Source organism: Bradyrhizobium sp. ORS 111, from assembly GCF_045571485.1.
Lineage (GTDB): Bacteria > Pseudomonadota > Alphaproteobacteria > Rhizobiales > Xanthobacteraceae > Bradyrhizobium.
In genome coordinates this window covers 3,952,607-3,979,127 of sequence record NZ_CP120701.1, presented here as the reverse complement: position 1 = coordinate 3,979,127, position 26,521 = coordinate 3,952,607, and the positions used below count along the sequence as shown (strand labels likewise).

The 26,521-nt window shown below is 63.6% G+C and carries 29 protein-coding genes; 12 read left to right on the top strand and 17 right to left on the bottom strand.

Going from position 1 to position 26,521, the window contains the following annotated elements; genetic code table 11:
• Positions 1 to 119 precede the first annotated feature (119 nt).
• The 3 genes from P6U30_RS18585 to P6U30_RS18575 form a co-directional block, all read right to left on the bottom strand.
• A complete protein-coding gene (locus tag P6U30_RS18585; RefSeq protein WP_407170312.1) occupies positions 120 to 1,073 on the bottom strand; it encodes a cytochrome D1 domain-containing protein in 954 nt (317 codons plus the stop codon).
• Between the two features lie 125 nt (positions 1,074 to 1,198).
• A complete protein-coding gene (locus tag P6U30_RS18580) occupies positions 1,199 to 1,738 on the bottom strand; it encodes an SRPBCC family protein (protein ID WP_407170311.1) in 540 nt (179 codons plus the stop codon).
• A gap of 212 nt (positions 1,739 to 1,950) precedes the next feature.
• Complete coding sequence (locus tag P6U30_RS18575; protein WP_407170310.1) at positions 1,951 to 2,376, bottom strand: GFA family protein; 426 nt, start codon at positions 2,374 to 2,376, stop codon at positions 1,951 to 1,953.
• A 325-nt stretch (positions 2,377 to 2,701) separates the two neighbouring features.
• Between P6U30_RS18575 and P6U30_RS18570 the strand changes: the two genes are divergently transcribed.
• Positions 2,702 to 3,622 carry a nucleoside hydrolase gene (locus tag P6U30_RS18570; protein WP_407170309.1) on the top strand — a complete coding sequence of 307 codons (921 nt, stop codon included), beginning with the start codon at positions 2,702 to 2,704 and terminating at the stop codon, positions 3,620 to 3,622.
• 121 nt (positions 3,623 to 3,743) lie between these two features.
• On the opposite strand, the gene P6U30_RS18565 is transcribed toward P6U30_RS18570, so the two are convergent.
• The 3 genes from P6U30_RS18565 to P6U30_RS18555 form a co-directional block, all read right to left on the bottom strand.
• Positions 3,744 to 4,076 (bottom strand): PRC-barrel domain-containing protein, encoded by a 333-nt coding sequence (locus tag P6U30_RS18565; protein WP_407170308.1) that lies wholly within the window; start codon positions 4,074 to 4,076, stop codon positions 3,744 to 3,746.
• Between the two features lie 136 nt (positions 4,077 to 4,212).
• On the bottom strand, positions 4,213 to 5,007 hold the full coding sequence (locus P6U30_RS18560; protein WP_407170307.1) for an AAA family ATPase: 795 nt from the start codon (positions 5,005 to 5,007) through the stop codon (positions 4,213 to 4,215).
• Positions 5,007 to 5,780 carry an AAA family ATPase gene (locus tag P6U30_RS18555; protein WP_407170306.1) on the bottom strand — a complete coding sequence of 258 codons (774 nt, stop codon included), beginning with the start codon at positions 5,778 to 5,780 and terminating at the stop codon, positions 5,007 to 5,009. The genes P6U30_RS18560 and P6U30_RS18555 overlap by 1 nt, the downstream gene beginning before the upstream one ends.
• A gap of 173 nt (positions 5,781 to 5,953) precedes the next feature.
• Between P6U30_RS18555 and P6U30_RS18550 the strand changes: the two genes are divergently transcribed.
• Positions 5,954 to 6,277 (top strand): hypothetical protein, encoded by a 324-nt coding sequence (locus P6U30_RS18550; RefSeq protein ID WP_407170305.1) that lies wholly within the window; start codon positions 5,954 to 5,956, stop codon positions 6,275 to 6,277.
• A gap of 350 nt (positions 6,278 to 6,627) precedes the next feature.
• Here the strand turns inward: P6U30_RS18550 and P6U30_RS18545 are convergent, their stop codons facing one another.
• From P6U30_RS18545 to P6U30_RS18535, 3 genes are all read right to left on the bottom strand, one after another.
• On the bottom strand, positions 6,628 to 7,503 hold the full coding sequence (locus tag P6U30_RS18545) for a PCC domain-containing protein (protein WP_407170304.1): 876 nt from the start codon (positions 7,501 to 7,503) through the stop codon (positions 6,628 to 6,630).
• Positions 7,504 to 7,507: 4 nt separating this feature from the next.
• Positions 7,508 to 9,148 carry an acyl-CoA synthetase gene (locus P6U30_RS18540; protein ID WP_407170303.1) on the bottom strand — a complete coding sequence of 547 codons (1,641 nt, stop codon included), beginning with the start codon at positions 9,146 to 9,148 and terminating at the stop codon, positions 7,508 to 7,510.
• A 252-nt stretch (positions 9,149 to 9,400) separates the two neighbouring features.
• Entirely contained in the window at positions 9,401 to 9,802 is a 402-nt protein-coding gene (locus P6U30_RS18535) for an SPW repeat protein (RefSeq protein WP_407146059.1), read from the bottom strand.
• Positions 9,803 to 10,058: 256 nt separating this feature from the next.
• On the opposite strand from P6U30_RS18535, the gene P6U30_RS18530 reads away from it, so the two are divergent.
• Positions 10,059 to 10,331, top strand: coding sequence for a GNAT family N-acetyltransferase (locus P6U30_RS18530; protein WP_407170302.1), 273 nt, complete (start codon positions 10,059 to 10,061; stop codon positions 10,329 to 10,331).
• Positions 10,332 to 10,342: 11 nt separating this feature from the next.
• Here P6U30_RS18530 and P6U30_RS18525 read toward each other — a convergent pair whose 3' ends face one another.
• Entirely contained in the window at positions 10,343 to 11,134 is a 792-nt protein-coding gene (locus P6U30_RS18525) for a fumarylacetoacetate hydrolase family protein (RefSeq protein WP_407170301.1), read from the bottom strand.
• Positions 11,135 to 11,233: 99 nt separating this feature from the next.
• On the bottom strand, positions 11,234 to 11,653 hold the full coding sequence (locus tag P6U30_RS18520; protein WP_407170300.1) for a DUF3597 domain-containing protein: 420 nt from the start codon (positions 11,651 to 11,653) through the stop codon (positions 11,234 to 11,236).
• Positions 11,654 to 11,948: 295 nt separating this feature from the next.
• Here P6U30_RS18520 and P6U30_RS18515 point away from each other — a divergent pair, with 295 nt between their 5' ends.
• Positions 11,949 to 12,860 (top strand): DUF2189 domain-containing protein, encoded by a 912-nt coding sequence (locus tag P6U30_RS18515; RefSeq protein WP_407170299.1) that lies wholly within the window; start codon positions 11,949 to 11,951, stop codon positions 12,858 to 12,860.
• Positions 12,861 to 13,108: 248 nt separating this feature from the next.
• The gene (locus P6U30_RS18510; protein WP_407170298.1) at positions 13,109 to 13,924 is read left to right on the top strand and encodes a lytic transglycosylase domain-containing protein; all 816 of its coding nucleotides are present in this window, start codon (positions 13,109 to 13,111) and stop codon (positions 13,922 to 13,924) included.
• Positions 13,925 to 13,980: 56 nt separating this feature from the next.
• Here the strand turns inward: P6U30_RS18510 and P6U30_RS18505 are convergent, their stop codons facing one another.
• Complete coding sequence (locus tag P6U30_RS18505; protein ID WP_407170297.1) at positions 13,981 to 14,232, bottom strand: hypothetical protein; 252 nt, start codon at positions 14,230 to 14,232, stop codon at positions 13,981 to 13,983.
• Positions 14,233 to 15,071: 839 nt separating this feature from the next.
• On the opposite strand from P6U30_RS18505, the gene P6U30_RS18500 reads away from it, so the two are divergent.
• The 4 genes from P6U30_RS18500 (at position 15,072) to P6U30_RS18485 (ending at position 18,240) form a co-directional block, all read left to right on the top strand.
• Positions 15,072 to 15,224, top strand: a complete 153-nt coding sequence (locus P6U30_RS18500) for a DUF1127 domain-containing protein (RefSeq protein WP_016846063.1) — start codon at positions 15,072 to 15,074, stop codon at positions 15,222 to 15,224.
• A 110-nt stretch (positions 15,225 to 15,334) separates the two neighbouring features.
• Positions 15,335 to 16,765, top strand: a complete 1,431-nt coding sequence (gene trmFO / locus P6U30_RS18495; RefSeq protein WP_407170296.1) for a methylenetetrahydrofolate--tRNA-(uracil(54)-C(5))-methyltransferase (FADH(2)-oxidizing) TrmFO — start codon at positions 15,335 to 15,337, stop codon at positions 16,763 to 16,765.
• A 5-nt stretch (positions 16,766 to 16,770) separates the two neighbouring features.
• Positions 16,771 to 17,874: a serine/threonine protein kinase gene (locus tag P6U30_RS18490; protein WP_407170295.1), complete on the top strand. Its 1,104-nt coding sequence runs from the start codon at positions 16,771 to 16,773 to the stop codon at positions 17,872 to 17,874.
• Between the two features lie 81 nt (positions 17,875 to 17,955).
• On the top strand, positions 17,956 to 18,240 hold the full coding sequence (locus tag P6U30_RS18485) for a DUF1488 family protein (protein WP_407170294.1): 285 nt from the start codon (positions 17,956 to 17,958) through the stop codon (positions 18,238 to 18,240).
• 234 nt (positions 18,241 to 18,474) lie between these two features.
• On the opposite strand, the gene P6U30_RS18480 is transcribed toward P6U30_RS18485, so the two are convergent.
• Genes P6U30_RS18480 through yajC form a run of 5 tightly spaced genes read right to left on the bottom strand, consistent with a single transcriptional unit; the run spans position 18,475 to position 22,760 of the window.
• Complete coding sequence (locus P6U30_RS18480; RefSeq protein WP_407170293.1) at positions 18,475 to 19,338, bottom strand: phytoene/squalene synthase family protein; 864 nt, start codon at positions 19,336 to 19,338, stop codon at positions 18,475 to 18,477.
• On the bottom strand, positions 19,335 to 19,718 hold the full coding sequence (locus P6U30_RS18475; RefSeq protein ID WP_407152401.1) for an Mth938-like domain-containing protein: 384 nt from the start codon (positions 19,716 to 19,718) through the stop codon (positions 19,335 to 19,337). Before P6U30_RS18475 ends, P6U30_RS18480 begins: the two co-directional genes overlap by 4 nt.
• A 6-nt stretch (positions 19,719 to 19,724) precedes the next feature.
• Positions 19,725 to 20,750, bottom strand: coding sequence for a protein translocase subunit SecF (secF, locus tag P6U30_RS18470; protein WP_407170292.1), 1,026 nt, complete (start codon positions 20,748 to 20,750; stop codon positions 19,725 to 19,727).
• 10 nt (positions 20,751 to 20,760) lie between these two features.
• Complete coding sequence (gene secD, locus P6U30_RS18465) at positions 20,761 to 22,362, bottom strand: protein translocase subunit SecD (protein ID WP_407170291.1); 1,602 nt, start codon at positions 22,360 to 22,362, stop codon at positions 20,761 to 20,763.
• A 38-nt stretch (positions 22,363 to 22,400) separates the two neighbouring features.
• Positions 22,401 to 22,760 (bottom strand): preprotein translocase subunit YajC, encoded by a 360-nt coding sequence (gene yajC, locus P6U30_RS18460; RefSeq protein WP_407170290.1) that lies wholly within the window; start codon positions 22,758 to 22,760, stop codon positions 22,401 to 22,403.
• A 191-nt stretch (positions 22,761 to 22,951) separates the two neighbouring features.
• Between yajC and P6U30_RS18455 the strand changes: the two genes are divergently transcribed.
• The 3 genes from P6U30_RS18455 (at position 22,952) to P6U30_RS18445 (ending at position 26,462) form a co-directional block, all read left to right on the top strand.
• Positions 22,952 to 23,935 carry an ATP-binding protein gene (locus P6U30_RS18455; RefSeq protein ID WP_407170289.1) on the top strand — a complete coding sequence of 328 codons (984 nt, stop codon included), beginning with the start codon at positions 22,952 to 22,954 and terminating at the stop codon, positions 23,933 to 23,935.
• 59 nt (positions 23,936 to 23,994) lie between these two features.
• The gene (locus tag P6U30_RS18450; RefSeq protein WP_407170288.1) at positions 23,995 to 24,468 is read left to right on the top strand and encodes a hypothetical protein; all 474 of its coding nucleotides are present in this window, start codon (positions 23,995 to 23,997) and stop codon (positions 24,466 to 24,468) included.
• A 365-nt stretch (positions 24,469 to 24,833) separates the two neighbouring features.
• Positions 24,834 to 26,462 carry a porin gene (locus P6U30_RS18445; RefSeq protein ID WP_407170287.1) on the top strand — a complete coding sequence of 543 codons (1,629 nt, stop codon included), beginning with the start codon at positions 24,834 to 24,836 and terminating at the stop codon, positions 26,460 to 26,462.
• Positions 26,463 to 26,521 lie beyond the last annotated feature (59 nt).

Sequence of the window (26,521 nt, the reverse complement as noted above, 5' to 3'; positions counted from 1 at the left end):
AATGACGACGGAGGAAGAGCGACGCAGCGGGTAGCCCGGATGAGCGAAGCGTTATCCGGGAATCTCTTGTCAAATTTGCCCCGCATGTCGCTTCGCTCATGCGGGCTACATGCCACCACCTACTCCGTTCGCCTGAGAAACGCCCCGAACGCGCGCGGGCCGTCGCCGACCTTGACCGTGCCGACAACCTTCATCTCCGCAGCATCGATTACGCTCAGCGTGTTGCTCTCCCAGTTCGCGACCACGACCCCCTTGCTGTCGGCGGTCGCCTCGATCCCTTCGGGGTAATCGCCGACCGTGATCCGCTTCAGCGGCTGCAATGTCGCGAGGTCGAACACACTGACCTTGCCGTCATACTGGTCGGTAACGAAGCCGCGGCCCTGCGCCAGCGCGACCGCGTAAGGCCGCAGGCCGACATGCACGCGGGCGATCTCGCGCGCAGCGGCGATGTCGATCACCGAGACGTCGTTCGAGCCGACATTGGCGGTGTAGGCGCGCTTGCCCTCGGCATCAATGGTGACGCCGAACGGACGGCTCCCGACCTTCACGATCCCCCTCCGCTCGCGCGTGGCGGTATCGACGATGGACACGCTGTCGTCGTCGCGATCCGCCGAGAGCAGCCACCGCCCGTCCGGCGTCACAGCGAGCCCGGACGGCGATGCGCCGACCGCAAGGCTGGCGACGACGCGCTGCTCCTTGGCATCGATCACCCGTATTGCGCCGGCGTACCAGTCGGCGACATAGACCACAGCGCCGTCGGGTGCGACGGCGATGCCGAGCGGGCCGCCGCCGACGTCGACCCGGCCAACGACCTTGCGCGCGGCGGCGTCGACCACGGTCAGCGCCTTGGCATCGGGGCTCGTCACATAGGCGAAGCGGCCATCTGTTGTAACGGCGATGCCGGCCGGCTTGCCGCCGATCGCGATCGTCGCGACCGCCTTCGAGGTCGCGAGATCGACCACCGTGAGGTCGTCGCTGAGCTGGTTGGTGACGAACGCCTCCTCGGCATGCGCGGCCGTGAGGCCGGCGAGCAGCGCCGCCAGTGCGATCGCGCGCACGCTCAGGGTCACCATACACACAACTCTATCCACGTCATTGCGAGCGAAGCGAAGCAATCCAGGGCTCCGCAAAACAGAAGAATGGATTGCTTCGTCGCTGCCGCTCCTCGCTATGACGGACCCGGTATGGGCTGATGTCCTCAAGTGCCGCTCTCGATCTTCTTCTTCAGCGCCTCGAGCCCGGTGCGATAGAGCCCGCTCACCGCCTTGATCGCGGCCTCGTCGTTCAGCTCGGGCGGCGGATCGTTGTTGGGATAGCCGCGGTAGAACGCGCCGGCCCATTCCAGCTTTGCCTTGCCGTCGGGCGCGGGCGACACCGTCAACGTCGAGGAATAATTGGTGACCGGCAGCACCTTCACATCGACCGCCGTGATCCGGTACGAATAGCTCATCATGTCGGCGTCGTATTTGTAGAGCTCCTCGTCGATGGTCGCGCCTTGCGTCAGCGTCAGCCGCCGGGTCGCGCCGATCTCGTTGCCCTTCTCGCCCTCGGTCTTGCTGACGCCCACAAGCCAGTTCATGTCCTGGAAATTGCCGATCACCGCCCACACCTTGGCTTGCGGCGCATCGATCTCGATCGATTCCTGCACCTTGCGGCGGGTCGGCCCGTGCGCCCAGGCGGTCCCCAGCACCGCCAACGCCGCCACCACGACGCAGGCCCTCGCGATCGTTCCCTTCATCCCCGTCTCCTCCATTGGATCGGCCCGCGCGCGCGCCTGCCGAAGTTTATCGCTCGGCATTTAGACTGGATGGGAGGTCGGTTTCTTGCACGAGAGCGAAGTCGCGGCCGCCGTCTTCCTCGGGAGGCAAGCCGCACGCACAACGGTCAGCACCGGCTGTCCCGACTCCCGCTCAGGCGACGGAACGGCGGTCGTTTGGTTGACAATGACGGTTAGTCAGCGGGGATGAAGCGGAGTGTGCCTGCGCGACGCGTTGGCCGGCCGGTATCGTTCGTATGATTGATGCCATCCATGACCGGTACCTCGGGGAAATCGAATGGGCTTAACCCGTCCAGACAGGCGACGTTGACGGCATACAGATTCTGGTTCGATCGTCGTTGATGATGCGTGTAAATTCCGCAGCGAGAGCAGAAGAAATGCTGCGCTGATCCGGTATGGAAGCGGTAAGTTGTTAACGCATCCTCGCCCTGCAGGATCCTGATCCCACCCACTTCCGCCATGACAACGACGGCGCCCCGCATTCGACAGTACGAGCAATTGCAGCGGCGGATCGAGTTGAGGCCGTCGCTGAGCGTCACCTCAAAACGCACTGCGCCGCAATGGCACCGGCCGGCTCGAACGTTCGTGTCGCCCACCATGTTGCCCGTGTCTCCTGTTCAGATCACTTCACCCGTAATTGCCGGCTGAGACTGATCTCTGCCACGGACGTATCTCTAAAATTTGAGCCGGACAATCCATCAAAAACTCGCGCATAATGTGAGAAAAACTCACGCGAAGGCTCGATGCAAACTTTGACGACAGACTAGGCTCTCGTCTCGATCGCCAAACGCTACGAGCAGCCCGGATGAGCGGAGCGACATCCGGGGCCGTCGACCTGGAAACCCCGCATGTCGGTCCGCTCGGCTACCGACGGCGGCTATGCGAGCCTCGATCGAAGACCTAGTCTCAGTTCGGATGAACACAATGCCTCTCTCTGAAGCCACCCGCCTCAAGCTGCTCGCGCCGCCCGCCGGCAAGGTGCGCGTCGTGCTCGACACCGACACCTACAACGAGATCGACGACCAGTTCGCGATTGTGCAGATGATGCTGTCGCGAGATCGCTTCGATGTGGAGGCGATCTATGCCGCGCCGTTCTTCAACAAGCGCGCGGATAGTCCTGCTCATGGCATGGAGCTGAGCTACCAGGAGATCCTGCGCCTGCTGGAGCGGCTGAACGTTTCGCCGGACGGGTTGGTGCATCACGGTGTCATCGACTATGTCGGTAAAGCGAAGCAAGCGCGCGAGGCGGCCGCGGTCGATGACCTGATCGTGCGGGCCCGGGCCGGATCGCCGGATAATCCGCTCTACGTCGTCGCCATCGCCGCCATCAGCAACGTCGCCTCGGCGCTGCTGAAGGCACCCGACATCATCGATCGCGTCGTCGTGGTGTGGCTCGGCGGCCATGCGCTGGAATGGCCCGATACGGCCGAGTTCAACATGAGACAGGATGTCGGCGGCGCGCAGGTGCTGCTCGACAGTGGCGTGCCGCTGGTGCTGGTGCCGTGCCTCGGCGTCACCTCGCGCCTGCACACAACGGTGCCGGAGATCGAGCGCCACGTCGAGCCACACGGCGGCATCGGCGCCTTCCTGGCCCAGCGCTTCAAGGAGTATTCGCCGGATCATCCGGGCTGGGCCAAGGAGATCTGGGACATGGCGCCGGTCGGCTGGCTGCTCAACGCCAGTTGGGCGCCGAGCGTGATCATTCCCGCTCCTGTCCTGACCGAGCAGATGACCTGGAGCACCGATCGCCGGCGGCATCCGATCCGCTACGTCACCTTCATCGACCGGAACGCGATCCTGAAGGACTTCTTCCTGAAGCTGAAGGCGTTTGCGGAAGCGAAGTAGCATCCCGCATGTCGCTCCGCTCATGCGGGCTACGCGATTGCGAACCAGAGCGAGCGACACGCTACGGCTTCCGCGGTTCGCTTGGAAAGCTACGGCGGACACCGGCGTCCGTTTCGCTTCGCTACACTGCCCAGTAATTCGGATGCGTATACGACTGCGAGCGATCGCCCCAGTCGAATTCGTCACCATCGATCTCGCACGGGCCCGCCTGCAAGTCTTCCAGTGTCGCCTCGACCTCGTAGGCCTGACGCACCGGATCGTATCGAAGTGCGCTCCACTTCACGGGATAATGGTGGTGGGTGCTGAGCACTCCACCGGTCTTGATCACGGCGTAGGCCACCGTTCCACTCAGCTTTTCGAGCATGAGCCGTTCGATCGATCCAAGCTTGGCGCCGTCGCGTCCGTAGACGTGAACGCGCTCGACGCGGTCACTGGGCACCAAGGCATGATGCACGGCATCCTCCCTGTTTCCGCTTGTTTGACCGTAGTCTAGCACGAAATGACAGCGGTGGTCGGCGAAGGATCATCCCTGCCCTGCGACGATCTCGGCAGGTTCCGCCCGGCGTACTCGGCGCGGCCCCTGCCCGTTTTCAGTCCTCGATCGCGGCTTCGACAAATCCTCGCGGGTCCGTGCAAAACTCGCGCAAGACCCGATAGTGATCGGTCTGCTCGACATCGACGGGCTCAAGCCCGTATTTCGACAGCCGCAGCAGCGTCGCGTTGGGATAGGCCATGAGCATCGGCGCGTGGGTTGCCATGATGACCTGGCAATGTCCCGATTGATCCATGCGCCGCAGCAGCTTCAGGAATTCGATCTGGCGCGCGGGTGATAACGCCGATTCCGGCTCGTCGAAGATGAAGATGCCCTGTTTCTGGCAGCGCTCCTGGAAGAACTGGATGAAGCCTTCGCCGTGGGAGAAGGACAGATAGTCCGGCGCGAATTGCGGCGACGCCCCGACGGTCGCAGCGAGATCCTGTTGCGCCACTACTGCCGAACGATCGAGGTATCGCGCGACCGAGAAGAACGTCTCGGCGCGGAAGAACCAGCCGTAAGTGACTTTCGGCACCCAGCCCGCACGCAGCGCGACCACCAGGTCCGCGCCCGTCTCCTCGATGCCCTCTTCGACCGACCGATGTCCCTTGCCGCCTCCGCCACTGTCGAAGCCGGCAACCGCGGCAATGCCCTCGAGGATTGTGGATTTTCCCGTCCCGTTCTCGCCGGCGATGATGGTGATGGCGGACTCGAAGCTCAGGTCGAATGGATCCCTGAAAATCGGGAGACAAAACGGATAGATCTCACGATCGGGGATGAGCGATGGATCGAGCCAGACGCGCTTGAGATACGGCGCGGGAAGGTTGATCGGGCGATGCCGCCTGCGAGCCATTATGTCGTTGCCTCCGTCAGCGCCTCTGCGACAAAGCCCTCTGGGTCATCGCAGAACTGGCGCATCAGCCTGTAATGGTCGGTGCTCTTCAAGCTCACGGGCTCCAGCCCGCCCTTCGTCAACCGCAGCAAGGTCGCGTCGGGATAGGCCATCAGCACCGGGGAATGCGTGGCCATGATGACCTGGCAGTGAGTTGTCCCGTTCATCCGGTGCAGCAGCTTCAGGAATTCGATCTGGCGCGACAGTGCCGATTCCGGCTCGTCGAAGATGAAGATGCCCTGCCGTTGGCAGCGTTCATTGAAGAAGCGCAGAAAGCCTTCGCCGTGAGAATGCGACAGGAAGTCCGGCGGAGGGCCACCGAACGGATCATCGAGTGCGGCCTCGTCGAGATATCGCGCCACCGAAAAGAAGCTTTCCGCACGAAAGAACCAACCGTGGCTGATCTTGGGCATCCAACTCGCGCGCAGCGCGCTGGCGAGCGATCCACCCATCTTCTCCAGCGCGCGGGAATGATCGACCGGCCGATAGCCCTTGCCGCCGCCGGCATCGTCGTAGCCGGCCATCGCGGCGATGCCTTCCAGCAACGTGGACTTGCCGGTGCCGTTCTCGCCGACGATGATCGTAATCGCCTTGTCGAAGGTTAGCTCGAAATCATCGCGGAGCAGCGGCAGTGTAAAGGGGTAAGCCTTGCGATTGGTGATGCGGTCCCGATCGAGCCAGACGCGCCGGAGATACGGCGCAGGCATGTTGATCGTGCGGTTTCGCCTTGCCACTCGCCCACCCCTGAAACTTGACGCGATCGCGAGATACAATTGCAGAGTGGCTCCGTCGCGTCAAGAACATATCAAGAACGCTATGTCGCGGGCCAGATGCCGGTCGAGACCGGCACCTGCGCCGTTTAGCGCCTCGCCCCGAAGTCGCCCGCAAACCGCGTTAGCCTGACACCATGCCCAGCTCGGCCTACGCCCTCTTCCGCAAAGCGATCCTCACCGAGCAACAGGTCGTCTGCCGCTACGACGGCCGGCCGCGCGAGCTCTGCCCGCACATCATCGGACACAACAAGAGCGGTCAGGAGGTTGTGCTGGCCTGGCAGTTCGCGGGCCAGAGCTCTGGCCCACTGCCGCAATGGCGCTGCCTGCGGCTTGCCGGCGTCAGCGACATCGGTCTGCGCAAGGGCCGCTGGCACGAAGGCAGTTCGCACAGCACCGAGCAAACCTGCGTCAGCGATATCGACCTCGATATCAACGTCCATGTCCGCAAGCTGCGATGATGCGCCCCGATGATACCGCCCTTGGCACTGAGTTGCCCGACGGCGCAAGTCCCTTCCGCAAAGATATTTCTGTTTCAAGTTGCGCCACATGCTCACCGTCGTCCCGGCGAAGGCCGGGACCCATACCCCCGAATGCATGTTGTTATGCACCGTCTGGAACGACGAGTCTCGTTCACAACACAAGCCGCGGCGTATGGGTCCCGGCCCCCGTGCGCGATTGCGCACTAGGCCGGGACGACGCGGTGGAGCGAGCCGCGGCCTCTCCCTTCAAGCACCGGCGTCTCTGGAATACTGGATCACCCGCATGCGCGGGTGCTGACAGCGCAGGTTATGCTCAGGCGTCCCCGCCCCTACGGCTGCTCCGCCTCCTGCAGCACCTCAAGCACCAGCTCCATCGTCATCAGCACCGGATTGTCGCCGCGCACCAAGTGGCCCTCGGCGATACCGCCGAGATAGTCAACCAGCGCGACGTCGAGCTCGGCGTTCCACTGACCGTCGGAATCGGTTGCGATCTCACCCGCAGTCACCGCAAGCTCGGTCGCGAACGGCACCACGCTGTGGCCGTCGGTGAAGATGGCGCCGATGGTCGAGCCGACGCCGCCATGTAGGCGCGCGCGCAGGATGCCGTGCTGATGACAGAAGCCCTCCAGCGCGCAGGCGAAATCCTGGTTCGGCCGCAGCCGCAGCGCGAAGGCATGGCTGGTGGTCTTCGCGCCGAGCGGCGTGGTAGCGACCGGCCCGAACAGCTTGAAATTGGTCTCGCTGTCGGGCTCGGCCACGAACGTCGCGCCGTCGATTCCGAAAGCGCTGACCTCGAAGGACTCCGCGACCACGGTCTCGTCAGGCAGCATGTGGCCGCCGTTGAAACGGCCGTCGGCCTCGATCCACAGGCCGTGGCAATGGAAGAACGGCGCACCATCGCGGGCACCGAAGGTTAGCGCCGCGAGCTTGAGCGATGTCACGCCATCGGGACGAAACGCGTCGCTGTAGAACGCTGCGTTGGCGCCGTCCTTGGACAGTGCCGGCATGACGTAGGCAAACGGCCCCAGCGCCCCGCCTGTCGCGTTGAGTACGCCGCTCGAAAACCCCTCCGCCGCGAAGCCGCGGCGCACCGCCTCGAGCAGGGGAATGCCGGCCTCCAGCATGAATGAAAAGGCACGGCCGCGCGCGGCGACCCATTGGACGCGCTCAGGGACGGGAGCGCCGGGCTGGACGATGCTGCGCATTGTGCTAGCCGCCCGGCGATTTGGCGATCACCTCGAGCAGCCCGCGCGCCTCGAGCTCGTCGCGGATCAGCCGCTTCGGCACCTTGCCGTAGCCGGACTTCGGCAGCGCCTCCCAGAAGAAGAACCGCTTCGGCATCTTGTAGCGCGGCACCTTCGGCGCGAGATAGGCCGCCAGCTCCGCCTCGCCGACCGCATCGCTGCCTTCGCGTGCGACGCAGACGGCAACACCAACCTCGCCCCAGAAGGGATCAGGCACGCCGAGCACGGCCACCTCACCCACCGCCGGATGAGTCAGGATCTTCTCCTCGATCTCACGCGGATAGATGTTGGAGCCGCCGGAGATGTACATGTCGGAGGCGCGGCCGGTGATGTAGACGAAGCCCTCCTCGTCCATGTGGCCGAGATCGCCGGTACGGAACCAGCCGTCGCGAAACGCCTTCGCATTGGCTTCGGGGTTGTCGTAGTAGCCCGCAAAGACGCCGGGACCGATCACGCAGATCTCGCCGGTCTCGAAGGCTTTCAACTCGCGCCCGTCGTCGCCCTGGATCGAGACCTGCATGCCGGTGCGCTCGAAGCCGCAGGTGCCGATCCGCGCATGCGGTCCGTCCTCGGGATCGTGCAATGCGGGCGGCAACACAGTGATGTTGCCGGTGACCTCGCCGAGACCGAAATACTGCACCAGCACGCCGCCGAGCTTGCTCAGCGCGGCCTTCTGGTCCTCGCGATACATCGGCGCGCCGGCGTAGATGATGTAACGCAGCGAGGAATGATCGTGCTGATCGGCTGCGGGATGCTCGACCATCATCTTCAGGATGGTCGGCACCGTAAACATGTTGCTGACGCGATGCTTCGCAATCAGCCGGAACGCTTCGGCGATGTCGAACTTCTCCGACGGCAGCAGGATGGTCGGCACGCCGCGCGCGGTCTGCACCAGTTGATGCACGCCAGCGCCATGCGACAGCGGCGCCACCACCAGCGAAGCGTCATCCTCGGTGGTGCCGGGCATCAGGTCGGCGAGATGGTTGGTGATCACGAAGGCCATCTGGCCATGGGTCAGCACCGCGGCCTTGGAGCGGCCGGTGGTGCCGGAGGTGAAGAAGAACCAGCAGGGATCGTCGTACTCGACCGCGATGTTCTCGACCTCGGCGCCCGCATGCTTGGCGATGACATCGCCGACTGTGGCTTCGCCGAACGTGCCCTGCTCGCCGATCCGCCAAGTGAATTCGAGCGCCGGATTGGCCGCCGCCCTGGCGTGCTCCGGGAAGTCGCCATGGCAGAGAAACGCTTTCGCGCCGGAAGCCGCGGCGAGATAGGCGACTTCGTCCGGCATCAGGCGGAAATTGGTCGGCACCCAGACCGCGCCGAGCCGGAAGGCCGCGAACATCGACCAGAACATCTCGTCGCAGTTCTTGGAATGCACCAGGATGCGGTCGCCCTTGCCGATGCCGCGCGCGGCGAGCGCGGCCGCCAGCGCCGAGACAGTCTGGTCGATATGGCGCCAGGACCAGGTCTTCTCGTTCCAGATGAAGCCGGGGCGATCGCCGTGGCGCCGGGCGTTCTGGGTCAGGATGTAGGCGAGGTTCATCACCCGGCGCGACACCCGCGCGATCCCGCCGCGCGGCGCAGTAGCAGCCGTCCCGCTCATTGCCGCCCCGCCGACACGCGCAACATCAGGGGCATGGTCAGGACAATCATGGGGTGTTTCCTCGGTCAGAACCGGGCGTCTTCAAGCGCCGCAAGGGATGGGTACGATCCGGTTTATCGTCAAGCCGCGGGCTTCGGCAAGGCCCGCATGATGCGGCCTCGCTGCGGTACCATGATCGCGGCGCGGCACCGTTGGGGCCGCGCATGCCTGGCGGCCGACACCATCATAGGCCGCCGCCGGTCCAAGCCGGCGCTACTGTGGATGCTTGGCCAACTCCTGCTCGCTTAGGTTCCAGTCTTGCCAGAGCTGCCACGCACCGACAACGGCGACGAGCGCGCCAAGCACGATGTGCCAGAGCTGCAGCGCTTGATCCGAGGCGTAGCCGAACACGAAGGGCGACACGATCAACCAGAGCCCGAGCAGGACGCTACCCACCTCCTCCCAGCGGTGCAGCGCGACATATTCGAGCTGGGCCAGGCCCAGCACCAGCATGCCGACCACGAAACTGTTGAGGACGAGGTGGCTGCGTTCGAGATCGACAGTGTCGTTCACCTGAACCGGAAACCAGGGCGACACCATGATCAGCACGCCGAGCAGCATGCCGAACCAGTCCTCCCAGGCATGGTGTGTCTTGAAGAAACGATTGTCCGACATGACGGTCCTCCTCCCGAACAGAGGCATACGTCGGCGGCCGGCACTTCTACTTGCCAAACCATCAACCGGCCGCAGCGGCGGCGTATGTCTGACGACAAGCGTAATCGAACCGCATTCCCCCGCAAGACCCTCTGTGTGCGCTGCGAAAGACCGCCGCGAAGACCAGCGCAGCTCGCCTGGTCAAAACCCGACGCGCCTTTGCGCCGACGGGTTCGGGCGCCTAGAAGGGGCAGAGTGAATCAATCAGGATATTGCGATGGCAGCCGTCCGCGACAACAAGGCCCAACAGCGCTTCGAGCTCGATACCGAGGGCGGAATCGCCTTTGCGAATTACCGGCTGACGCCGTCAACCGTGATCATCACCCATACCGAAACACCGCGCGCCCTGCGTGGCCGCGGCATCGCATCGGAGCTGGTCAAGGGAGCACTGGAGTTGATCCGCGCCGACGGCCACAAGGTGATCGCCGGCTGCGGCTTCGTGGTGGACTACCTGCGCAACCATCCGGAATACGCGGATCTTGTGGGCTGACGCCCTGTCCGTCAGACAATCCGGATCGACATGTCCGGCAAGCCCTCGAGCTTGCAGAGCAGCACATCGCCCTTGACCACAGGACCGACATTCTCCGGCGTGCCGGAATAGATGATGTCGCCGGCCTTGAGCTCGAACGCCTCGGAGAGTTTTGCGATCTGCTCGGCGACGCTCCAGATCATGTTCTTCAGATCCGAGCTCTGTCGCACCGTGCCGTTGACGGCGAGCGAGATCGCGCCCTTGGTGAAATGACCGGTCTTATCAGACGGATGAATCGGTCCGAGCACGGCGGCGTGGTCGAAGCTCTTGCCGATCTCCCACGGCTTCTTCTCGGCGGCCATGCCGTTCTGCAAATCGCGCCGCGTCATGTCGAGACCGAGTGCGTAGCCATAGACATGATCGAGCGCCTTCTCGGCGGGGATGTTGGTGCCGCCGGACTTCAACGCGGCCACCAATTCGACCTCGTGGTGATAGTTCTTGGTCAGCGACGGATAGGGATGATCGGCGACCGTGCCGATCGCGACGTTCTGGATCGCATCGGTCGGCTTCTGGAAGAAGAACGGCGGCTCGCGGGTCGGATCGGAGCCGCGCTCGATGGCATGCGCGGCATAGTTGCGGCCGATGCAATAGATGCGCCGCACCTGGAAGACCTCAGTCGCGCCGACGATCGGGATCGTCACGGCCGGCACCGCAAACATCGCTTTCGGCGCGGGTTGCGCGTCCGCGGGCACAGCGTGCGCGGCAGCACCCGCCAGCGCCAGAGCGCCGGTCGTCAGCATCGTCCGGCGGTCGAGATCAGTCATGGGCGTTCTCCTTGTTATCGGCCGATCTATAGATGTTCGCCCGTCCATAAAAAAGGGCCCGCACCGGCGCGGGCCCTAGTCGCATCAGCGGTTATCTCGTCAGTGCTTGATGTCTGGAGGCAGCTTGCCGCCATTGGCCGCAAGCTTCGCCATCACCTGCTTGTGCAGCCAAATATTCATGCTCGCGGAGTCGTTGGTGTCGCCGGTGTAGCCAAGCTCCTTGGCAAGCTCCTTGCGCGCGCCGAGGCTGGAATCGATGTCGAGCGCCTTCATCAGGTCGACGATCGAGGTCCGCCACTCCAGCTTCTCCTTCTTCGCAGCGACCGCCGCGTCGAGGATAGGCGCCACGTCAACCGTCTGCGCGGGTGGGGCACCGGGCGCGGCGGCCGGCGACGAAGACGATGCGCTGGCGGAGGGCGAACCGCCGGCGGGAGCCGTGGTTGTGGCTGCTCCGCCAGCGGGCGCGGCAGTCGCGCTGCTACCGAAGATCGCGCTCATGATTTTTCCGAAAATGCTCATCGTTTGCTCCCACTGGACTTGAGATGGTTTGAAGGTCGGGCGGCGCTGAGACGCCCGACCGCGGTCGCACGCCAAGTGTACCGCCCTCTCCATACCTTGCCAATGCGACATTCACTTAAGCGTGAGAGCGTGCTTTCGATCCGGTTTGGGAGTACCTTGGTTGTTCAGTTCGCGACATGGCCAGGTCCCTGCTCCGTCTTTCGCGTCTGGTCTGCTCGTGAACGCTTTGAGAGGCGGCACGTTGGTGCCCGTATGGCGGGCGCAGAATGCGGCCGTCCAGAGGGAGACAACGACCATGGCCACTCCATATCAAGGCAATGTCAGATCGATGACGCAGAGCGGCGAAGGTGCCGCGTCTGCGCCGGTTATCCGCACCATCGGCCTGTCCGATTTGCACCAAGCGCTGCGTCTCGGATGGGAGGACTTCAAGGCGATCCCCAGCCACGCCATTGTGCTGTGCCTGATCTATCCCGTGCTCGGCCTCGTGCTCGCGCGCACGGTGCACGGCTATTCCGTGCTGCCCCTGCTGTTTCCGTTGGCCGCGGGCTTTGCCCTGCTCGGCCCGTTTGCCGCGATCGGCCTCTACGAGTTGAGCCGCCGTCGAGAGAACGGCGAGGCAGCGACCGCGTGGGACGCCCTGGAGGTGTTCCGCTCGCCGTCCTTCGGTGCGATGCTCGGGGTCGGAACGCTGCTGTTCGCGCTGTTCGTGACCTGGATCGCGATTGCGCAGGCGATCTACACCGCCGCCTTCGGCTATCAGATTGCCGCCGACATTCCGGATTTTGCGGCGCGGGTCCTGACCACACCACAGGGCTGGTGGCTAATCGTGGTCGGCTGCGGCGTCGGCTTCCTGTTCGCGCTGGTGGCGCTTTGCATCAGCGTAGTCGCATTTCCGATGCTGCTCGATCGCCATGCGACCGCCGGCGAAGCGATGGCAACGTCGATGCGCGTCGTTGCACGGAATCCGGTGCCGATGGCGGTCTGGGGCCTCATCGTCGCAGTCTTGCTGGTGCTCGGCACGATCCCGTTCTTCCTCGGCCTTGCCGTCGTGATTCCGTTGCTGGGTCACGCCACCTGGCATCTCTATCGGGAAGTGATCGTGAAGGACCCGAATGCGCGGCCGGTCATTCCGGAGCCGCGCGAGCGCAAACCGGCCGCCGATTTCCCGGCCAACCTGTTCCCATGGCGGCGAAGCGATCGGAGCTAAGTGCCCGCCGCAATCGCGCAACGCTGACTGCAACGCAAACCGCCGGCCGATCTTCGACCGGCGGTTTGCTGTCCCGCGCAGCGCGATGCCGCTGTCAACGGAACGTGATTCTGGCGCGATATTTGCTACCCCGTCTGACATCGGACAGGTCGTTGACCAGCCTTGTTTTGGCCGCTGTTGCCGAGAACATACGCGGCGATTTTTTAATACTGTGTCGTTAGGATCGTCGCCCCGGAGTGAATGGCCATATGAGCTCTCGTCTTTCCTATCGCGCACTTGCCGTCGGCGCGTGGCTGCTGGCATCGACCGCATCGACGCTCGCCGCCCCCTGCGGCACAGGTACGTTCGAAGCCTGGCTCGACGATTTCAAGAAGGAAGCCGCCGCCAAGGGCATCTCGCAAAACGCAATCCAGGCCGGGCTCAGTGGCGTCACTCTCGACAAGGCGATCCTGGCGCGCGATCACTCGCAGCAGGTCTTCAGTCAGACGTTCGAACAGTTCTCGGGGCGCATGGTCCCGCCGCGCCTCACCCGCGGCTCCGACAAGATGAAGCAATATGGCTCGGTGCTGTCGCGGATCGAAGAGGCCTATGGCGTACCGGGCGAGATCCTGGTCGCGATCTGGGGGCTGGAGACTGATTTCGGCGTCAACACCGGCAAGTTTCCGACCATGCGGTCGCTGGCGACGCTTGCCTATGACTGCCGTCGCTCCGACATGTTCAAGGGTGAGATGATGGATGCCTTGCGCATCATCGAGCGCGGCGACCTTGCGCCGCAGGAGATGCGCGGCGCCTGGGCGGGCGAGATTGGGCAGACTCAGTTCATGCCGTCGTCCTACATCAAGTTTGCGGTTGACTTTGACGGCAACGGCAAGCGCGACCTGCTGCATAACGTGCCAGATGTGCTGGCATCGACGGCAAACTTCCTGAAGAGCTACGGTTGGAAGAAGGGCAAGGGCTGGGAGCCCGGCAGCGAGAACTTCGCGGTGATCCAACAGTGGAACAAGAGCGAGGTCTACGCCAAGACCATCGGCTATTTCGCCACGCAACTCGCCCACGCCCCCTAGAATCGCAAAAGACCGGCTGCCCCAGGCAACCGGCCCTGGTCGCAATGTACAAAAGCTTACTTCGCCATGCTGGCGTGCGCGGCCTTGCCGAGGTGCGCGCTGCAGGCACCCATCTTGCCGTTCAGCATCGCGTCCTGAGCGAGCGAGATTTCCTTCTCCGCCATAAACTTGACTTCAGTGTCGGCCATAGCCTCGACCGCAGACTCGGTCTTGGTCAGGTTCGGGCCGCTGCAGCCGACGCCCATTTTGGCGGCATGCGCGGGAACGACAGCGTAAGCAACGGCAGCCATTGCGGCTGCGCCGATCATTGTTCTGATCATGGGAATTATCCATTTTGTTCGTAGGCAGACGCCCGCGTGATTGCGGAATCTGCGGAACAATTATTCGCCGTTCCCCGCAGCGCTCAGAATGAACTTCGCGCGATGCGAATGTGATCGACGCTGGGCGCAACTCCAGCATGCATTGCGCCGCATTTTCGTTACGGGTCGGTAAGGAAGGCCGCCGCGATCACGTTCGCTGTGACGCCGCTTTGATCGAGCGGCAAGGTGAAGCTTAGTTGCCGTGCTCGACATGAGGCCCAGAGCGATACGACGCCCCGCTCTGAACTCGGCAAGACAACCGCTGCGTCCTTGTGACATCGCTTTCGTCGGCGGCCCTCAAGACTCGGGGTCCTGTCGACCGCCAACTCCACTTGCCGAGGCGGACAGCATCTATCGGTCAACGCGACCAATTGCCGCCCGCCACTACGTCTCCAGGCAGAAGCGGCGATGAACGTAAATTCATCTCATGGATCCAACTCCGCATGCGAATCGCGCATGGAACACGATCGGCGGGGCTCCTGCCCGACTGTCACGCGGGATTGATTTTGCGGTCCTTAGTTACCACTTAAAGAGCTGTCGAGAGCGTATCGCGGCGACGCAAGCTTCTGGATTATAATGCATTCTGATTGAGTTCCGGCATCTTTGGAACTCCGATGGATGGCCGTCTCAGGCATGACAGGAACGGTTAATCGAGACTTACCGCTGCCATGCATTTTGGGATTAGCTGCATCGCAACATCGGAACTACTGCACTGCAAAATCTCATCTATATTCATTTCAACGATGAGGCTTTGGAAAAGCTGAATCTGAACTACTAGGAGACTACCAATGCTGCTCTCGCTCATCCGCATGATCCAGGCTTTCCGGGATTACCAGCGCAATGTCAGCGAATTGTCCCAGCTCAGCGACCGTGAATTGGCCGATATCGGCCTCGATCGCTCGGACATTCCGCGCGTTGCGGCCGGCACCTACAACGGCTGATCGCTCATCCGCCATCTGATGAACGGATAACGCCCGCTCCTGCAGCGGGCGTTATCGTTTCTAGCTCGGTTTCAGATGCATACGGGATCAAAACGCGCTAACGCTGCGCAATGACTCCGCATCACTCCTCCCAACCCGTGCACATCGTGGGCGCGGGGCTCGCCGGCTCGGAAGCGGCCTGGCAGGTCGCCAACTCGGGCGTCCGCGTCGTGCTGCACGAGATGCGACCGACCCGGATGACCGAGGCTCACCGAACTGACGGCTGCGCCGAACTGGTCTGCTCGAACTCCTTCCGCTCTGACGATGCCGCCAACAACGCGGTGGGGCTGCTGCACGCCGAGATGCGGCGCCTCGGCTCGCTCATCATGCGCGCAGCCGATTCCAACCAGGTGCCCGCCGGCGGGGCGCTGGCGGTCGATCGCGACGGCTTCTCCGCGGCGGTCACCAGGGCAATCAACGAACATCCTCTGATTGAGATCAGCCGCGAGGAAGTGGCCGGCCTGCCGCCCGCCGACTGGAGCAACGTGATCGTTGCGACCGGTCCCCTCACCTCGGCACCGCTCGCGGATGCAATCAGACAGCTCACGGACGAGAGCGCGCTGGCGTTCTTCGACGCCATCGCGCCGATCGTGCATAAGGATTCCATCGACATGTCGGTGGCGTGGTTCCAGTCACGCTACGACAAGGTCGGTCCCGGCGGCACGGGCGCCGACTACATCAACTGTCCGATGACGAAGGAGCAGTATGACGCCTTCGTCGCGGCACTGATCGAGGGCGAAAAGGTCGACTTCAAGGATTGGGAGACCAACACGCCCTATTTCGATGGCTGCCTTCCGGTCGAGGTGATGGCCGAGCGCGGTCCCGAAACGCTGCGCCATGGGCCGATGAAGCCGGTGGGACTGACCAACCCGCACAATCCGACCGTGAAGCCGTATGCCATCGTGCAGCTACGCCAGGACAACAAGCTCGGCACGCTCTACAACATCGTCGGCTTCCAGACCAAGCTGAAGCACGGCGCCCAGCAGCGCGTATTCCGAACCATCCCGGGCCTTGAGAAAGCCGAGTTCGCCCGTCTCGGCGGCCTGCACCGCAACACCTTCCTGAACTCGCCGAAGCTGCTCGACGCACAATTGCGCCTGCGTGCGCAGCCGCGGCTGCGCTTCGCAGGACAGATGACGGGTTGCGAAGGCTACGTCGAGTCGGCAAGCGTCGGACTGATCGCGGGGCTCTGCGCCGCCACCGACGCACGTGGCCAATCGCTGACGCCGCCGCCGGCGACCACGGCACTGGGCGCCCTTCTCGGCCACATCACCGGCGGCCACATCGAAACGGTTGAGTCCGGTCCTCGCTCGTTCCAGCCAATGAACATCAATTTCGGCCTGTTCCCACCGCTTGCCAATCCGCCGACGAAGAAGCCGGACGGTTCTCGGCTGCGCGGCAACGAAAGGACCGTTGCAAAGAAGCAGGCGATCAGCGCCCGGGCGCTCGCCGACCTCGATCACTGGATCGCAGACCACCTGCGTGTTGCGGCGGCGGCCTAGGACACATGAGCTTGCCGAAAGACGACGTTGCCACCCTGTCGGCGCGATGGAGCCAGGGTGTCCTGCTCAAGCGCGACGTGTTCTCCACGGTCGAGCGCGGCCGCTTCCGTGTTGATGGTAGCGAGCTCGACGGCGTGCTGCGTCGGCTCGACCAGGTGCCGTTCTGGTCATTCGGGCTCGCGCTGCACCTGTTTGCGCGCGAGCGTCGCGCGCTGACGCTGGCGCGCGATCTCGACGTCGGTCCAAGGCTGCTGTGGGCCGGCAGACGCGCATTGGTGCGGGGCTTCATCGATGGCGTCGCGCTGCATCTGGCGAAGCCGCACGGCGACGCTGCCTATTTTCGTTCCGCCAAGATGGCCCTGCGCAAGCTGCATCGCGCCGGCATCTGCCACAACGATCTCGCCAAGGAGCAGAACTGGCTGGTCGGCCGCGACGGCCGCGCCTATCTCACCGACTTTCAGCTTGCGGCCTGTTTCAAGACCCGAAGCAGGCTGTTCCGGATTGCGGCCTACGAGGATCTGCGCCATCTCCTGAAGCATAAGCGCAGCTACGCGCCGGCGGCGTTGACGCCGATGGAGCGCAAGGTGCTCGCCAAGAAGTCGGCGGTCGCCAGCATCTGGCTCAAGACCGGCAAGAAGGTCTATCAGGCGATCACGCGCGGCCTCTTCAACTTCACCGACCGCGAAGGCGGCGGCCGGCGGCTGGTCAACGACGCCCCCGTACTGGTGGACCTGATCCGCCGGAATCCCGAAGTGCGCGACACCGCGATCGTCGCCTTTGCCGATCGCCGCGTCGGCGTCGGGTTATATGCCTTCGTCGAGGCGGACCGGTCGGCGTTGGAGAAGACGCTGCGCGGCGAGCTTGCGGCTGCCAAGGGCATCAAGCCGCCCGAGCACATCCAGATCGTGCACGCGCTGCCGCGCGATGCCGCCGGCAAGCCGCGCACCGAAATCCTGCAGCTCGTCGCGATGAATCAGGTCGACCTGATCGAGCCGATGATGAACAGCGACGCCGATCGCGAATTCCTCAAGGACATCCTCGAGCAGCGCAAGAACCTGCGCGACCGCTTCAATTTTGAAGTCGCCGAGATGGACCGGCCGTCCGGCTAGAGCATCGCGCACCAGCCCTCGACAAACGCGTCCCGAAGTCCCACTCTTGCGACGGGGCGCTGCGCGCAAGGGACAGGATTAATGCCACTCACTCGTGGCCGTATCGGAGGATATGATTCCGAACGGATGGCGTTCGGATTCACGATGCTGGACGGTGGCCAGACCGTCGAATGCCAGATCAGCGACGCTGCGATGGACGAGCTGGCCGACACCAAGGGAACGCCGAGCATCGCACGTCAGGCCCAGTTCCTGACGCTGCGCGACTCCATCGAACGGATCGCATCCGACCTCTACGACAGTGGCTCGATGGTCAAGGGTGGGACGATCCGGATTTTCACCAAGCACATCCGGAAGCCGCAAAGCTAAAGCGTGGAAGATGAGGTTGAGCTGGAGCCGCGATGGGGTTCACCTCTCCCTTGGGAGAGGTCGATTTGCGCAGCAAATCGGGTGAGGGGTAAAGGTCTATCGAGAGCGCAAGGCCCCTCACCCGGATTGCACCGGACGATGCTCCGCATCGCCGAGCGCAATCCGACCTCTCCCCGATGGGGAGCGGTGTACAGAAGCCGCTGCGAGTCGATTCAACCCAAAACTCACCTCGCTCTAACCGCCGAAATGCTTCGTGCGCGCGGCGCGCCACAATGTCCACAACACGCGCAGTCGCGACGCCGGCTTCGGAACGAAGGGATCGTTGGCCGTTTGCGTGGCCCGGACAAGATCGCGGCGAACGTACGCGAGCGGCAGAAAGACCCGCCTCGCTGCGGGCGGAACGTCCGCAAGCAGTGTCAACGCGGTGTCGAGGTGGATCTGCGCCTCGCGCGCGAGCTGACCGACCGCCGCACCGATTTCCGGCGTCTGCTTGCGTGCAAAGACCGCTTCCATGCTCCCACCATGCTCCTGAAGGAGTTGCAGCGGCAGGAAGAGCTGATGCCGCGCGGCATCCCGCGGCAACGCCGCGATCACTTGCGCCATTCCCTGCGCCAGACCTGCATGACGGGCCAGGTGGTCGATCTCGTCAGAAGGTCGCGCCATCACGCGCGCGGCGAGCGAGAACAACGCTGATGCCGTATCCGCAAGGCAACCCTCGAGCGCGGCCATCGACGGCATCGGGTCGTTGTAGAGATCGAACTGGTGCGCCTCGACCAGGCGCGACAAGGCCGAGACTGGCAAGCGATGCTTGCGGATCGCTTGCAAAAGTTCCGCTGCGACCGGATTGCCTTCGACGCCGCCATGCTCTGTTCCGCCGAGCATATCGGTCCACCATTGCAGCCGTATCTCGCCGGGCAGCGGCTGGCTCACGTGTTCATGAACGCGGGAAACCTCGGCGTTGAAGGCATAGAGTGCGAGCAGCGACCGGCGCTCGGCCGCGGGCACGAACAGGGTCGAGGCGTAGCGGACGAAATCATGGCTTCGTACCAGATCGGCGCAGAAGGCCGCGCCGTCGATCGGCGCCTCCGTCACGCTCATGGCACCGCGATCAGCGCTGCCGCCACACGCCGCCGCTCGCCCAGCATGATGTTGTAGGTGCGGATCGCAGGCCCCGTCTGCATCGGGTCGAGCACCACTCGCACTGCACGCAAGGCCTCGCGTAAGCCCTTCGGCGGCACCCAGACTTCATTGCCACTGCCGACGATCAACGTGTCGATCGCATTCGCCGCCGCGAACACCTGGGCCAGCGAATATTGGTCGATCTGCTGCGGACTGGTCACCGGCCAGGCCCAGATTCCATCCGGCAGGCACAGCAGCGAGCCGCGGTGCGACATGTCGGCGAATGCGAAGCCGCCCTTGCCGTAGGCTTCGATCGGCGCCGGCCTCGGAAGATGCGGAGCGTCCGAGGGATTGGCCATGGCAGGTTACTTCCTGGCTGCCGCGTCCGGCTTTTTGGCCGGCGCATCCTGCGCTTCGCCCCGCGTGGTGTGAACACCGAGATAGATCAGGATCGGCGCTGCGATGAAGATCGAGGTGTAGGTGCCGACCAACACCACGCCGAACATCATCACCGCGGTGAAGCTGTGGATCGCCTGGCCGCCGAACAGCAGCAGCGCGAGCAGCGCCAGGGTCACCGTGACGTGGGTGACAATGGAGCGCGACAGCGTCGAGTTGATCGATTCGTTGAGAAGCTGCGGCATCGGCATCTTCTTGTAGCGCCGCAGCATTTCACGAATACGGTCGTAGATGACGACGGTGTCGTTGAGCGAATAGCCGAGAATGGTCAGCAGCGCCGCAATACTGGTGAGGTCGAAGTCGACCTGCGAGATCGACATGAAGCCGATCGTCAGCACGATGTCGTGGACGTTGGCGATCATCGCGCCGAGCGCGAACTGCCATTCGAAGCGGAACCAGAGATAGATCAGGATGCCCAGAATGGCGAACATCAGGCCGAGCATGCCGTAGGCGAGCAGCTCGCCGGAAACGCGAGGCCCGACCACTTCGACGCGGCGATAGTCGACGGAATCGCCGAGCGCGGTCCTGACCTTCTGGACGGCTTCCTGCTGTGCGGCATCGCCGCCGGGCTGCTCGGCGACGCGGATCAGAACTTCCGCCGGACCGCCGAACTGCTGCAACTGGACCTCGCCGAGGCCGAGGCTGCTTAAGGTCGTGCGCATCGCGGCGATGTCGGCAGTGCCGGACTTGGCCTGCACTTCCAAGAGCGTACCGCCCTTGAAGTCGATGCCGAAATTCAGCCCATGGGTGAAGAACAGCGTGATCGCGACGATCGAAAGCAGCGCCGAGATCGGGAAGCTGATGCGGCGGAAGCGCGTGAAGTCGAAATGCGTATCGTCGGGCACGATGCGCAGCGACGGCAGCAGGCCGAGCGCCGAGACGACGGTGAGCACGGCGATCAGGACGCCAAGGCCAATGAGAACGTAGTGTGTCACAACAGGCCTCTCAAATCGGCACGGTTTGCGGCCGCTTCCATCGCACCCACCAGGCGACGATCAGGCGCGTCAGGGTGAAGGCGGTGAACACCGTGGTAATGATGCCGATGCCGAGCGTCACGGCAAAGCCGCGCACCGGTCCGGTACCGATATAGAACAGCACCGCGGCCGCGATGAATGTGGTGATGTTGGAGTCGAGGATGGTCGCGAGCGCCCGCTTGAAGCCGGCGTCGATCGCCGAGATCGCATTGCGCCCGCCCCGTAGCTCCTCGCGGATGCGCTCGTAGATCAGCACGTTGGAGTCGACCGCGATGCCGACGGTCAACACGATGCCGGCGATGCCGGGCAGTGTCAGCGTGGCGTTGAGCAGCGACAGCAGACCGAAGATCATGGCGACGTTGACCGCAACGGCGATGTTGGCGAACACGCCGAACAGTCGATACGTCAGCAGCATGAACACAATGACCAGGATCGAGCCGACATAGGCCGCAAGCTCGCCCTTCTCGATCGAATCCTGACCGAGGCCGGGACCGACGGTGCGCTCCTCGATCACGGCGAGCGGCGCCGGCAGCGCGCCCGCGCGCATCAGGATCGCCAGATCATTAGCCGACTGCACGGTGAAATTGCCGGAAATCTGCCCAGAGCCGCCGGTGATCGGCTCGCGGATGACCGGAGCGGAGATCACCTTGTTGTCGAGCACAATGGCGAAGGGCTGACCGACGTTCTCGCTCGTCGCCTGGGCGAATTTGCGCGCACCTGATGAATTGAACCGGAAGCTGACGATCGGCTCGCCGGTGCGCTGGTCGAAGCCAGGCTGCGCATCGGACAGTTCGGCGCCGGAGACCAGGACCTGCTTCTTTACGACATAGGGCACGGGAGGCGGCGACGCGCTCATCAGCAACTCGGACTCGGGCGGCACCCGGCCCGCCTGGGCCTGGTCCGGCGAGACCGACGTATCGACCATGCGGAATTCCATCTTCGCCGTCTTGCCGAGCAATTCTTTCAGTCGCGTCGGGTCCTGCAGGCCCGGCACCTGCACCAGGATGCGATCGGTGCCCTGGCGCTGAATCACCGGCTCGACAGTGCCGAGCTCGTTGACGCGGCGTTCGACGATCTGGATCGACTGCTCGATGGTCTGGCGGATGCGCTCGGTAATGGCTGCCTGTGGCACCGTGAGGCGGATCAGGCCGCCGCCGGCGTCCGAGACCTCGAGGCTGCGCTGACCGCTCGAGCCGAGCAGGCCGCCGAGCGGCTGCGACAGCTCGCGAAGTTTCGACAGCGCGGTCGCCTGCTCGTTGTCCCGGGAGATGCGGACCTCGACGGCATCATTGCGCGAATTCAGGCCGGTGTAGCCGATCTTGGCTTCGCGCAGCACCCGCCGCACGTCGTCGCGGACCTGGTCGAGCTTCTCTTTCTTGACGTAGTTGGAATCGACCTCGAGCAATAGGTATGAGCCGCCCTGCAAGTCGAGGCCGAGCACGAGGCGACGCTGCGCCCATGCAGGCCAGCTCTTGACCTGTGCTTCCGGGAAGAAGTTCGGCACCGCGCACAGGCAGACCACCAGCGCTGTCAGGATGATCGCCAGCGCCTTCCACCGGGTGAAATACAACATCGACTTGTTCCGTCAGAGTCCAAACAGCGGCGCGGCAATCAGCTCGCGGACGCCTCGTCCTTGGTGTCGCCCTTCGCCGGCTCACCCTTGGAGCGCACGCCGGAGATCATCTGGCGCATCTGCCGCACGCGGACACCATCCGAGATCTCGAATTCGATCTGGTCGTCGTCGACCACCTTGGTGACCTTGCCGACCAGGCCGCCCGAGGTCACCACCGTATCACCGCGGCGGATGTTCTTCACCAGATCGGCGTGGTCCCGGACCTTCTTCTGCTGCGGACGAAGAATCAGGAAGTACATGATGACGAAGATCAGTGCGAATGGCAGCAGCGACATCAACATGCTGTTGGTATCGCCACTGGCTCCGGCAGCCTGGGCAAAGGCAGGAGTAATCAGCATTCGAACAATCCTCGGTAAGACGGGAAAGAACCGGCCACGCCCTCTGGTCCTTCGGGCGGTATGGCGGTCCGGGCAAATTCGCGCGGACTATAGCGGCAGCGGTCCCAATTGCAACGTTAACGGCCCTTCATTTAGGCGGCTTGCGGGAGGAGCGCCAGCCCGATAAGGCTGCGCCGTCAGGAACTGGAAAAATGCCGAAAAAAGCCAAGAAAATAGTCAGCAAGACAGCCAGCAAAACACCGCCCAAAGCTGCCGCCAAAACACCGGCAAAAGCCGCGACAAAACGCCCGGCAAACGCGCTCGATGGCGCGACCGCCGAGCGGATCGCGAACGCTCTGGAGATCATTGCCAGCCGCCTTGCGGCAGCCTCCCCGACCGTTGATACGGCCGAGTCGCTCGGCGCAGCGGACGCCTTTGTCTGGCACCCCGACGGGCGCCTGGCCCCGGTGCCGCGTGTCAGCCGCGTCGAGATCGGCCTGCTCAAGGGCGTCGACCGGATGCGCGATATCCTGATGGAGAACACCGAGCGCTTCGCCGACGGACTTCCCGCCAACAACGCGCTGCTGTGGGGCGCGCGGGGCATGGGCAAGTCGTCCCTGGTGAAGGCTGCGCATGCCACCCTCAACCGCGACCGCAAGGCGGCCGACCGCCTGAAGCTGATCGAAATCCACCGTGAGGACATCGAGAGCCTGCCCGGCCTGATGGAGCTTCTGCGCAGCTCCCCGTTCCGCTTCATCGTGTTCTGCGACGACCTCTCCTTCGACGGCAACGACGCATCCTACAAGTCGCTGAAGGCGGTGCTGGAAGGTGGCATCGAAGGGCGCCCCGACAACGTGATCCTCTATGCCACGTCGAACCGGCGGCATCTGCTCGCGCGTGAGATGATCGAGAACGAACGCTCGACCGCGATCAATCCCGGCGAAGCGGTCGAGGAAAAGGTGTCGCTGTCGGATCGCTTCGGCCTCTGGCTCGGCTTCCATCGCTGCAGTCAGGACGAGTATCTGGCGATGGTGAAGGGCTATTGCGACCATTTCGGCATCAAGATCGCCGACGACGAACTCGAGCGCGAGGCGCTCGAATGGTCGACCACGCGCGGCTCGCGCTCCGGCCGCGTCGCCTGGCAATTCACCCAGGAACTGGCCGGACGGCTCGGCGTGCGGCTGAGCGGCGCGTAGCCGGGACGCGATCTTGCGAACGGCCTTCTGATTCGGCTTGGCTCGAGTACACTGGACTCATGCCAGCCGACCCAAACGCAACCGCGAGACGATGTGGCGATTGCACCGCCTGCTGCGACGGCTGGCTGAAAATCCGGATCCGTGAGCACGACGTCTATCCGGGGCATCCCTGCCCGTTCAGCGGTGCGGGCAAATGCGCGATCTACGACGCGCGCCCGGTCGATCCTTGCCGGAATTTCGTTTGCGGTTGGCTCGCTCCGACAAGTCCGCTGCCCGAGTGGATGCGGCCTGACAGATCGCATCTCATCTTTCTTCCGGCCAGCTTCACGTGGCGGACCATCCCGGTCGATGTCGCGGTCGCCATCGGCGCGCGCCCGAAAGCGAAAGCGCGCGCGTGGCTCGAAGGCTTCAGCCGCGAAGCACGTCGACCTCTGTTGCTGCAATCGGACGGCGAATGGCAGGCCCATGGACCGCCGGATTTCCTGCGCGACATGGTCGAGCGCCTCGCCCGCGCCGACGATCCATGGCGGTAGCCAAGGCCGCTCGCGGCGTCCGAACTTGCCAAACTAGGCCCCTTGCGTGGCATTCAGAATACCAATTGCGCGGCCGTATCTCGCAACGCATCTATAATTTGTCAGCCTTACTGACACATCGTCGCATGGCAACATATGCCGTGATTTCAGTTACTTCGCGTGAAGACGAACTTTATTCCCAGATCGACCCTGCGACAATTTGATGCAGTGCAATAGTATTATAGTACCATTTTTATCACAGGCCGCCTTTATCTCCGTGATCCATCTCACATCCGTGTATTTGGCATTTGGCATACATTACCGTTCTGCCCCGTTTGCGACCTTCGGCACCCGCCGAGCCGGTTCGTCAAACGGGGGATCATCAGATGACGAAAAAGGGACTTCTCGCAGGAACCGCGTGCACGGCCATTTGCCTTGCGCTCACGCAGCAGCCGGTGCGGGCGGCAACGCTCGACGATGTGATGGCACGTCTCGATGCACTCGAACGCAACAACGCGAAGCTCGCCAGGGAGAACGCGCAGCTACGGGACCGCGTGAATCACATCGCGAGCCGTCCAGCGCCGGCCGTGGCAACTGCGCCGGCACCAAAGGGCAACCCGGTGCAGCATGCGGCCGTCGCCCCCTCCCCAGCCCCTGCGCCCGAACATGCAATCGTCAGCATCGGCGGCGCTCCGATCTACAGCAAGGCGCCCGGCGGCAACGCCTTCGTCGACAACACGACCGTAACCCTATACGGACACGTTGATCTCTCCGGCGATGTCTTCAACGCCGGCGTGTTCGATCAAGGCACCAAGTTCGGCGTGGCGAGCAACCTCACTTATTTCGGCGTTCGCGCGCGACACAATCTCGAACCGTACGGCTTCCCGGGATGGGCTGCGATCGCACAGTTCGAATCTCTCGTCGAAGTCGCCGCGGTCCCGACCGAGCGCGCGGCGTTCGGTACGCGCGACAGCTTCATCGGAATGGAAACCCCATGGGGCACCGTCAAGGCCGGCAAGTCCGATACGCCCTACAAGAGATCGACTTCAAAGTTCGACCCGTTCTCGGCGACGCTCGGCGACTACAACTCGATCATGGGCAATACCGGCGGCGATCTGCGCGCCGAGTTCGATTGGCGTGCAGCGCACGCCATCTGGTACGAGTCGCCGATCTGGAATGGCTTCCAGGCAACCGTGATGGTGTCGCCCGGACAGAACACCGCAAGGGACAACAGCGACTTCGCGCTCGGAGACTTTAACTGCCCCGGCACGTCGGCGCGTGGCAGTGGCAGTGGCTTCCCGCTCACCTCAGCGCCGGAGGGTTGCACCGACGGCTCGTACGGCAACCTCTACAGCGCCTCGCTGACCTATAATCAGGGGCCGTTCACGGCGATCGCCGCTTACGAGATGCATGAGGGCACCAACCGCACCGGCGACGAGGCCGTCACGCCGCTCAGCAATGGCGGCGTGCTGATCGTGCCGCCGGGAGCGGTCGGCATCGCCAACGAATGGGCCGCGAAGCTCGGCGCCGGATACGGCTTCAACGATGGCATCGGCAAGCTGCAGCTCTATGGCATTTATGAGATGCTGCGGCGCGAGCACACCGTTGCCGATTTCAACGAACGCTCACGCGACGGCTACTTCGTCAGCGCCACGCAATCCATCGGCGCCTGGGATGTCAGCGCGTCCTGGGCTCACGCCAACGCATCACCGGGCTCGCCCGGGACCGGCGTGTTCAATACCTACACCGTCGCACCGCCGGCGGGATCGGCCGACTTTGCACTTAACACGGTGGACAGCAGTGCCGATCAGTATGCGGCGGGCGTCAAGTACCACTTCAGCCCATTCGCGACCTGGTATCTTGTCGGCAGCTATCTGCGCAATGGTCCCGGCGCGCACTACTGCCTTGGTGTGAGTGGTCACGGCTACGGCGTATGCGGACGCGACGCCAACAACAACGTGGTGGCTGGCAACAACGCCAAAGCAGTCACAACCGGCATGACCTTCGACTTCTAAATCAAAACAGGACGGGGAGGCTTCACGCCTCCCCGTCCTGCGTGTTCACAACGTGAGAC

What these genes read in the sequence shown, in the direction of transcription:
- P6U30_RS18585 (WP_407170312.1), bottom strand. Translation starts at nt 1,073, where the DNA reads ATGGTGACCCTGAGCGTGCGCGCGATCGCACTGGCGGCGCTGCTCGCC.
- P6U30_RS18580 (WP_407170311.1), bottom strand. Translation starts at nt 1,738, where the DNA reads ATGAAGGGAACGATCGCGAGGGCCTGCGTCGTGGTGGCGGCGTTGGCG.
- P6U30_RS18575 (WP_407170310.1), bottom strand. Translation starts at nt 2,376, where the DNA reads ATGGTGGGCGACACGAACGTTCGAGCCGGCCGGTGCCATTGCGGCGCA.
- P6U30_RS18570 (WP_407170309.1), top strand. Translation starts at nt 2,702, where the DNA reads ATGCCTCTCTCTGAAGCCACCCGCCTCAAGCTGCTCGCGCCGCCCGCC.
- P6U30_RS18560 (WP_407170307.1), bottom strand. Translation starts at nt 5,007, where the DNA reads ATGGCTCGCAGGCGGCATCGCCCGATCAACCTTCCCGCGCCGTATCTC.
- P6U30_RS18550 (WP_407170305.1), top strand. Translation starts at nt 5,954, where the DNA reads ATGCCCAGCTCGGCCTACGCCCTCTTCCGCAAAGCGATCCTCACCGAG.
- P6U30_RS18545 (WP_407170304.1), bottom strand. Translation starts at nt 7,503, where the DNA reads ATGCGCAGCATCGTCCAGCCCGGCGCTCCCGTCCCTGAGCGCGTCCAA.
- P6U30_RS18540 (WP_407170303.1), bottom strand. Translation starts at nt 9,148, where the DNA reads ATGAGCGGGACGGCTGCTACTGCGCCGCGCGGCGGGATCGCGCGGGTG.
- P6U30_RS18535 (WP_407146059.1), bottom strand. Translation starts at nt 9,802, where the DNA reads ATGTCGGACAATCGTTTCTTCAAGACACACCATGCCTGGGAGGACTGG.
- P6U30_RS18530 (WP_407170302.1), top strand. Translation starts at nt 10,059, where the DNA reads ATGGCAGCCGTCCGCGACAACAAGGCCCAACAGCGCTTCGAGCTCGAT.
- P6U30_RS18525 (WP_407170301.1), bottom strand. Translation starts at nt 11,134, where the DNA reads ATGACTGATCTCGACCGCCGGACGATGCTGACGACCGGCGCTCTGGCG.
- P6U30_RS18520 (WP_407170300.1), bottom strand. Translation starts at nt 11,653, where the DNA reads ATGAGCATTTTCGGAAAAATCATGAGCGCGATCTTCGGTAGCAGCGCG.
- P6U30_RS18515 (WP_407170299.1), top strand. Translation starts at nt 11,949, where the DNA reads ATGGCCACTCCATATCAAGGCAATGTCAGATCGATGACGCAGAGCGGC.
- P6U30_RS18510 (WP_407170298.1), top strand. Translation starts at nt 13,109, where the DNA reads ATGAGCTCTCGTCTTTCCTATCGCGCACTTGCCGTCGGCGCGTGGCTG.
- P6U30_RS18505 (WP_407170297.1), bottom strand. Translation starts at nt 14,232, where the DNA reads ATGATCGGCGCAGCCGCAATGGCTGCCGTTGCTTACGCTGTCGTTCCC.
- P6U30_RS18500 (WP_016846063.1), top strand. Translation starts at nt 15,072, where the DNA reads ATGCTGCTCTCGCTCATCCGCATGATCCAGGCTTTCCGGGATTACCAG.
- trmFO (WP_407170296.1), top strand. Translation starts at nt 15,335, where the DNA reads ATGACTCCGCATCACTCCTCCCAACCCGTGCACATCGTGGGCGCGGGG.
- P6U30_RS18490 (WP_407170295.1), top strand. Translation starts at nt 16,771, where the DNA reads ATGAGCTTGCCGAAAGACGACGTTGCCACCCTGTCGGCGCGATGGAGC.
- P6U30_RS18485 (WP_407170294.1), top strand. Translation starts at nt 17,956, where the DNA reads ATGCCACTCACTCGTGGCCGTATCGGAGGATATGATTCCGAACGGATG.
- P6U30_RS18480 (WP_407170293.1), bottom strand. Translation starts at nt 19,338, where the DNA reads ATGAGCGTGACGGAGGCGCCGATCGACGGCGCGGCCTTCTGCGCCGAT.
- P6U30_RS18475 (WP_407152401.1), bottom strand. Translation starts at nt 19,718, where the DNA reads ATGGCCAATCCCTCGGACGCTCCGCATCTTCCGAGGCCGGCGCCGATC.
- secD (WP_407170291.1), bottom strand. Translation starts at nt 22,362, where the DNA reads ATGTTGTATTTCACCCGGTGGAAGGCGCTGGCGATCATCCTGACAGCG.
- yajC (WP_407170290.1), bottom strand. Translation starts at nt 22,760, where the DNA reads ATGCTGATTACTCCTGCCTTTGCCCAGGCTGCCGGAGCCAGTGGCGAT.
- P6U30_RS18455 (WP_407170289.1), top strand. Translation starts at nt 22,952, where the DNA reads ATGCCGAAAAAAGCCAAGAAAATAGTCAGCAAGACAGCCAGCAAAACA.
- P6U30_RS18450 (WP_407170288.1), top strand. Translation starts at nt 23,995, where the DNA reads ATGCCAGCCGACCCAAACGCAACCGCGAGACGATGTGGCGATTGCACC.
- P6U30_RS18445 (WP_407170287.1), top strand. Translation starts at nt 24,834, where the DNA reads ATGACGAAAAAGGGACTTCTCGCAGGAACCGCGTGCACGGCCATTTGC.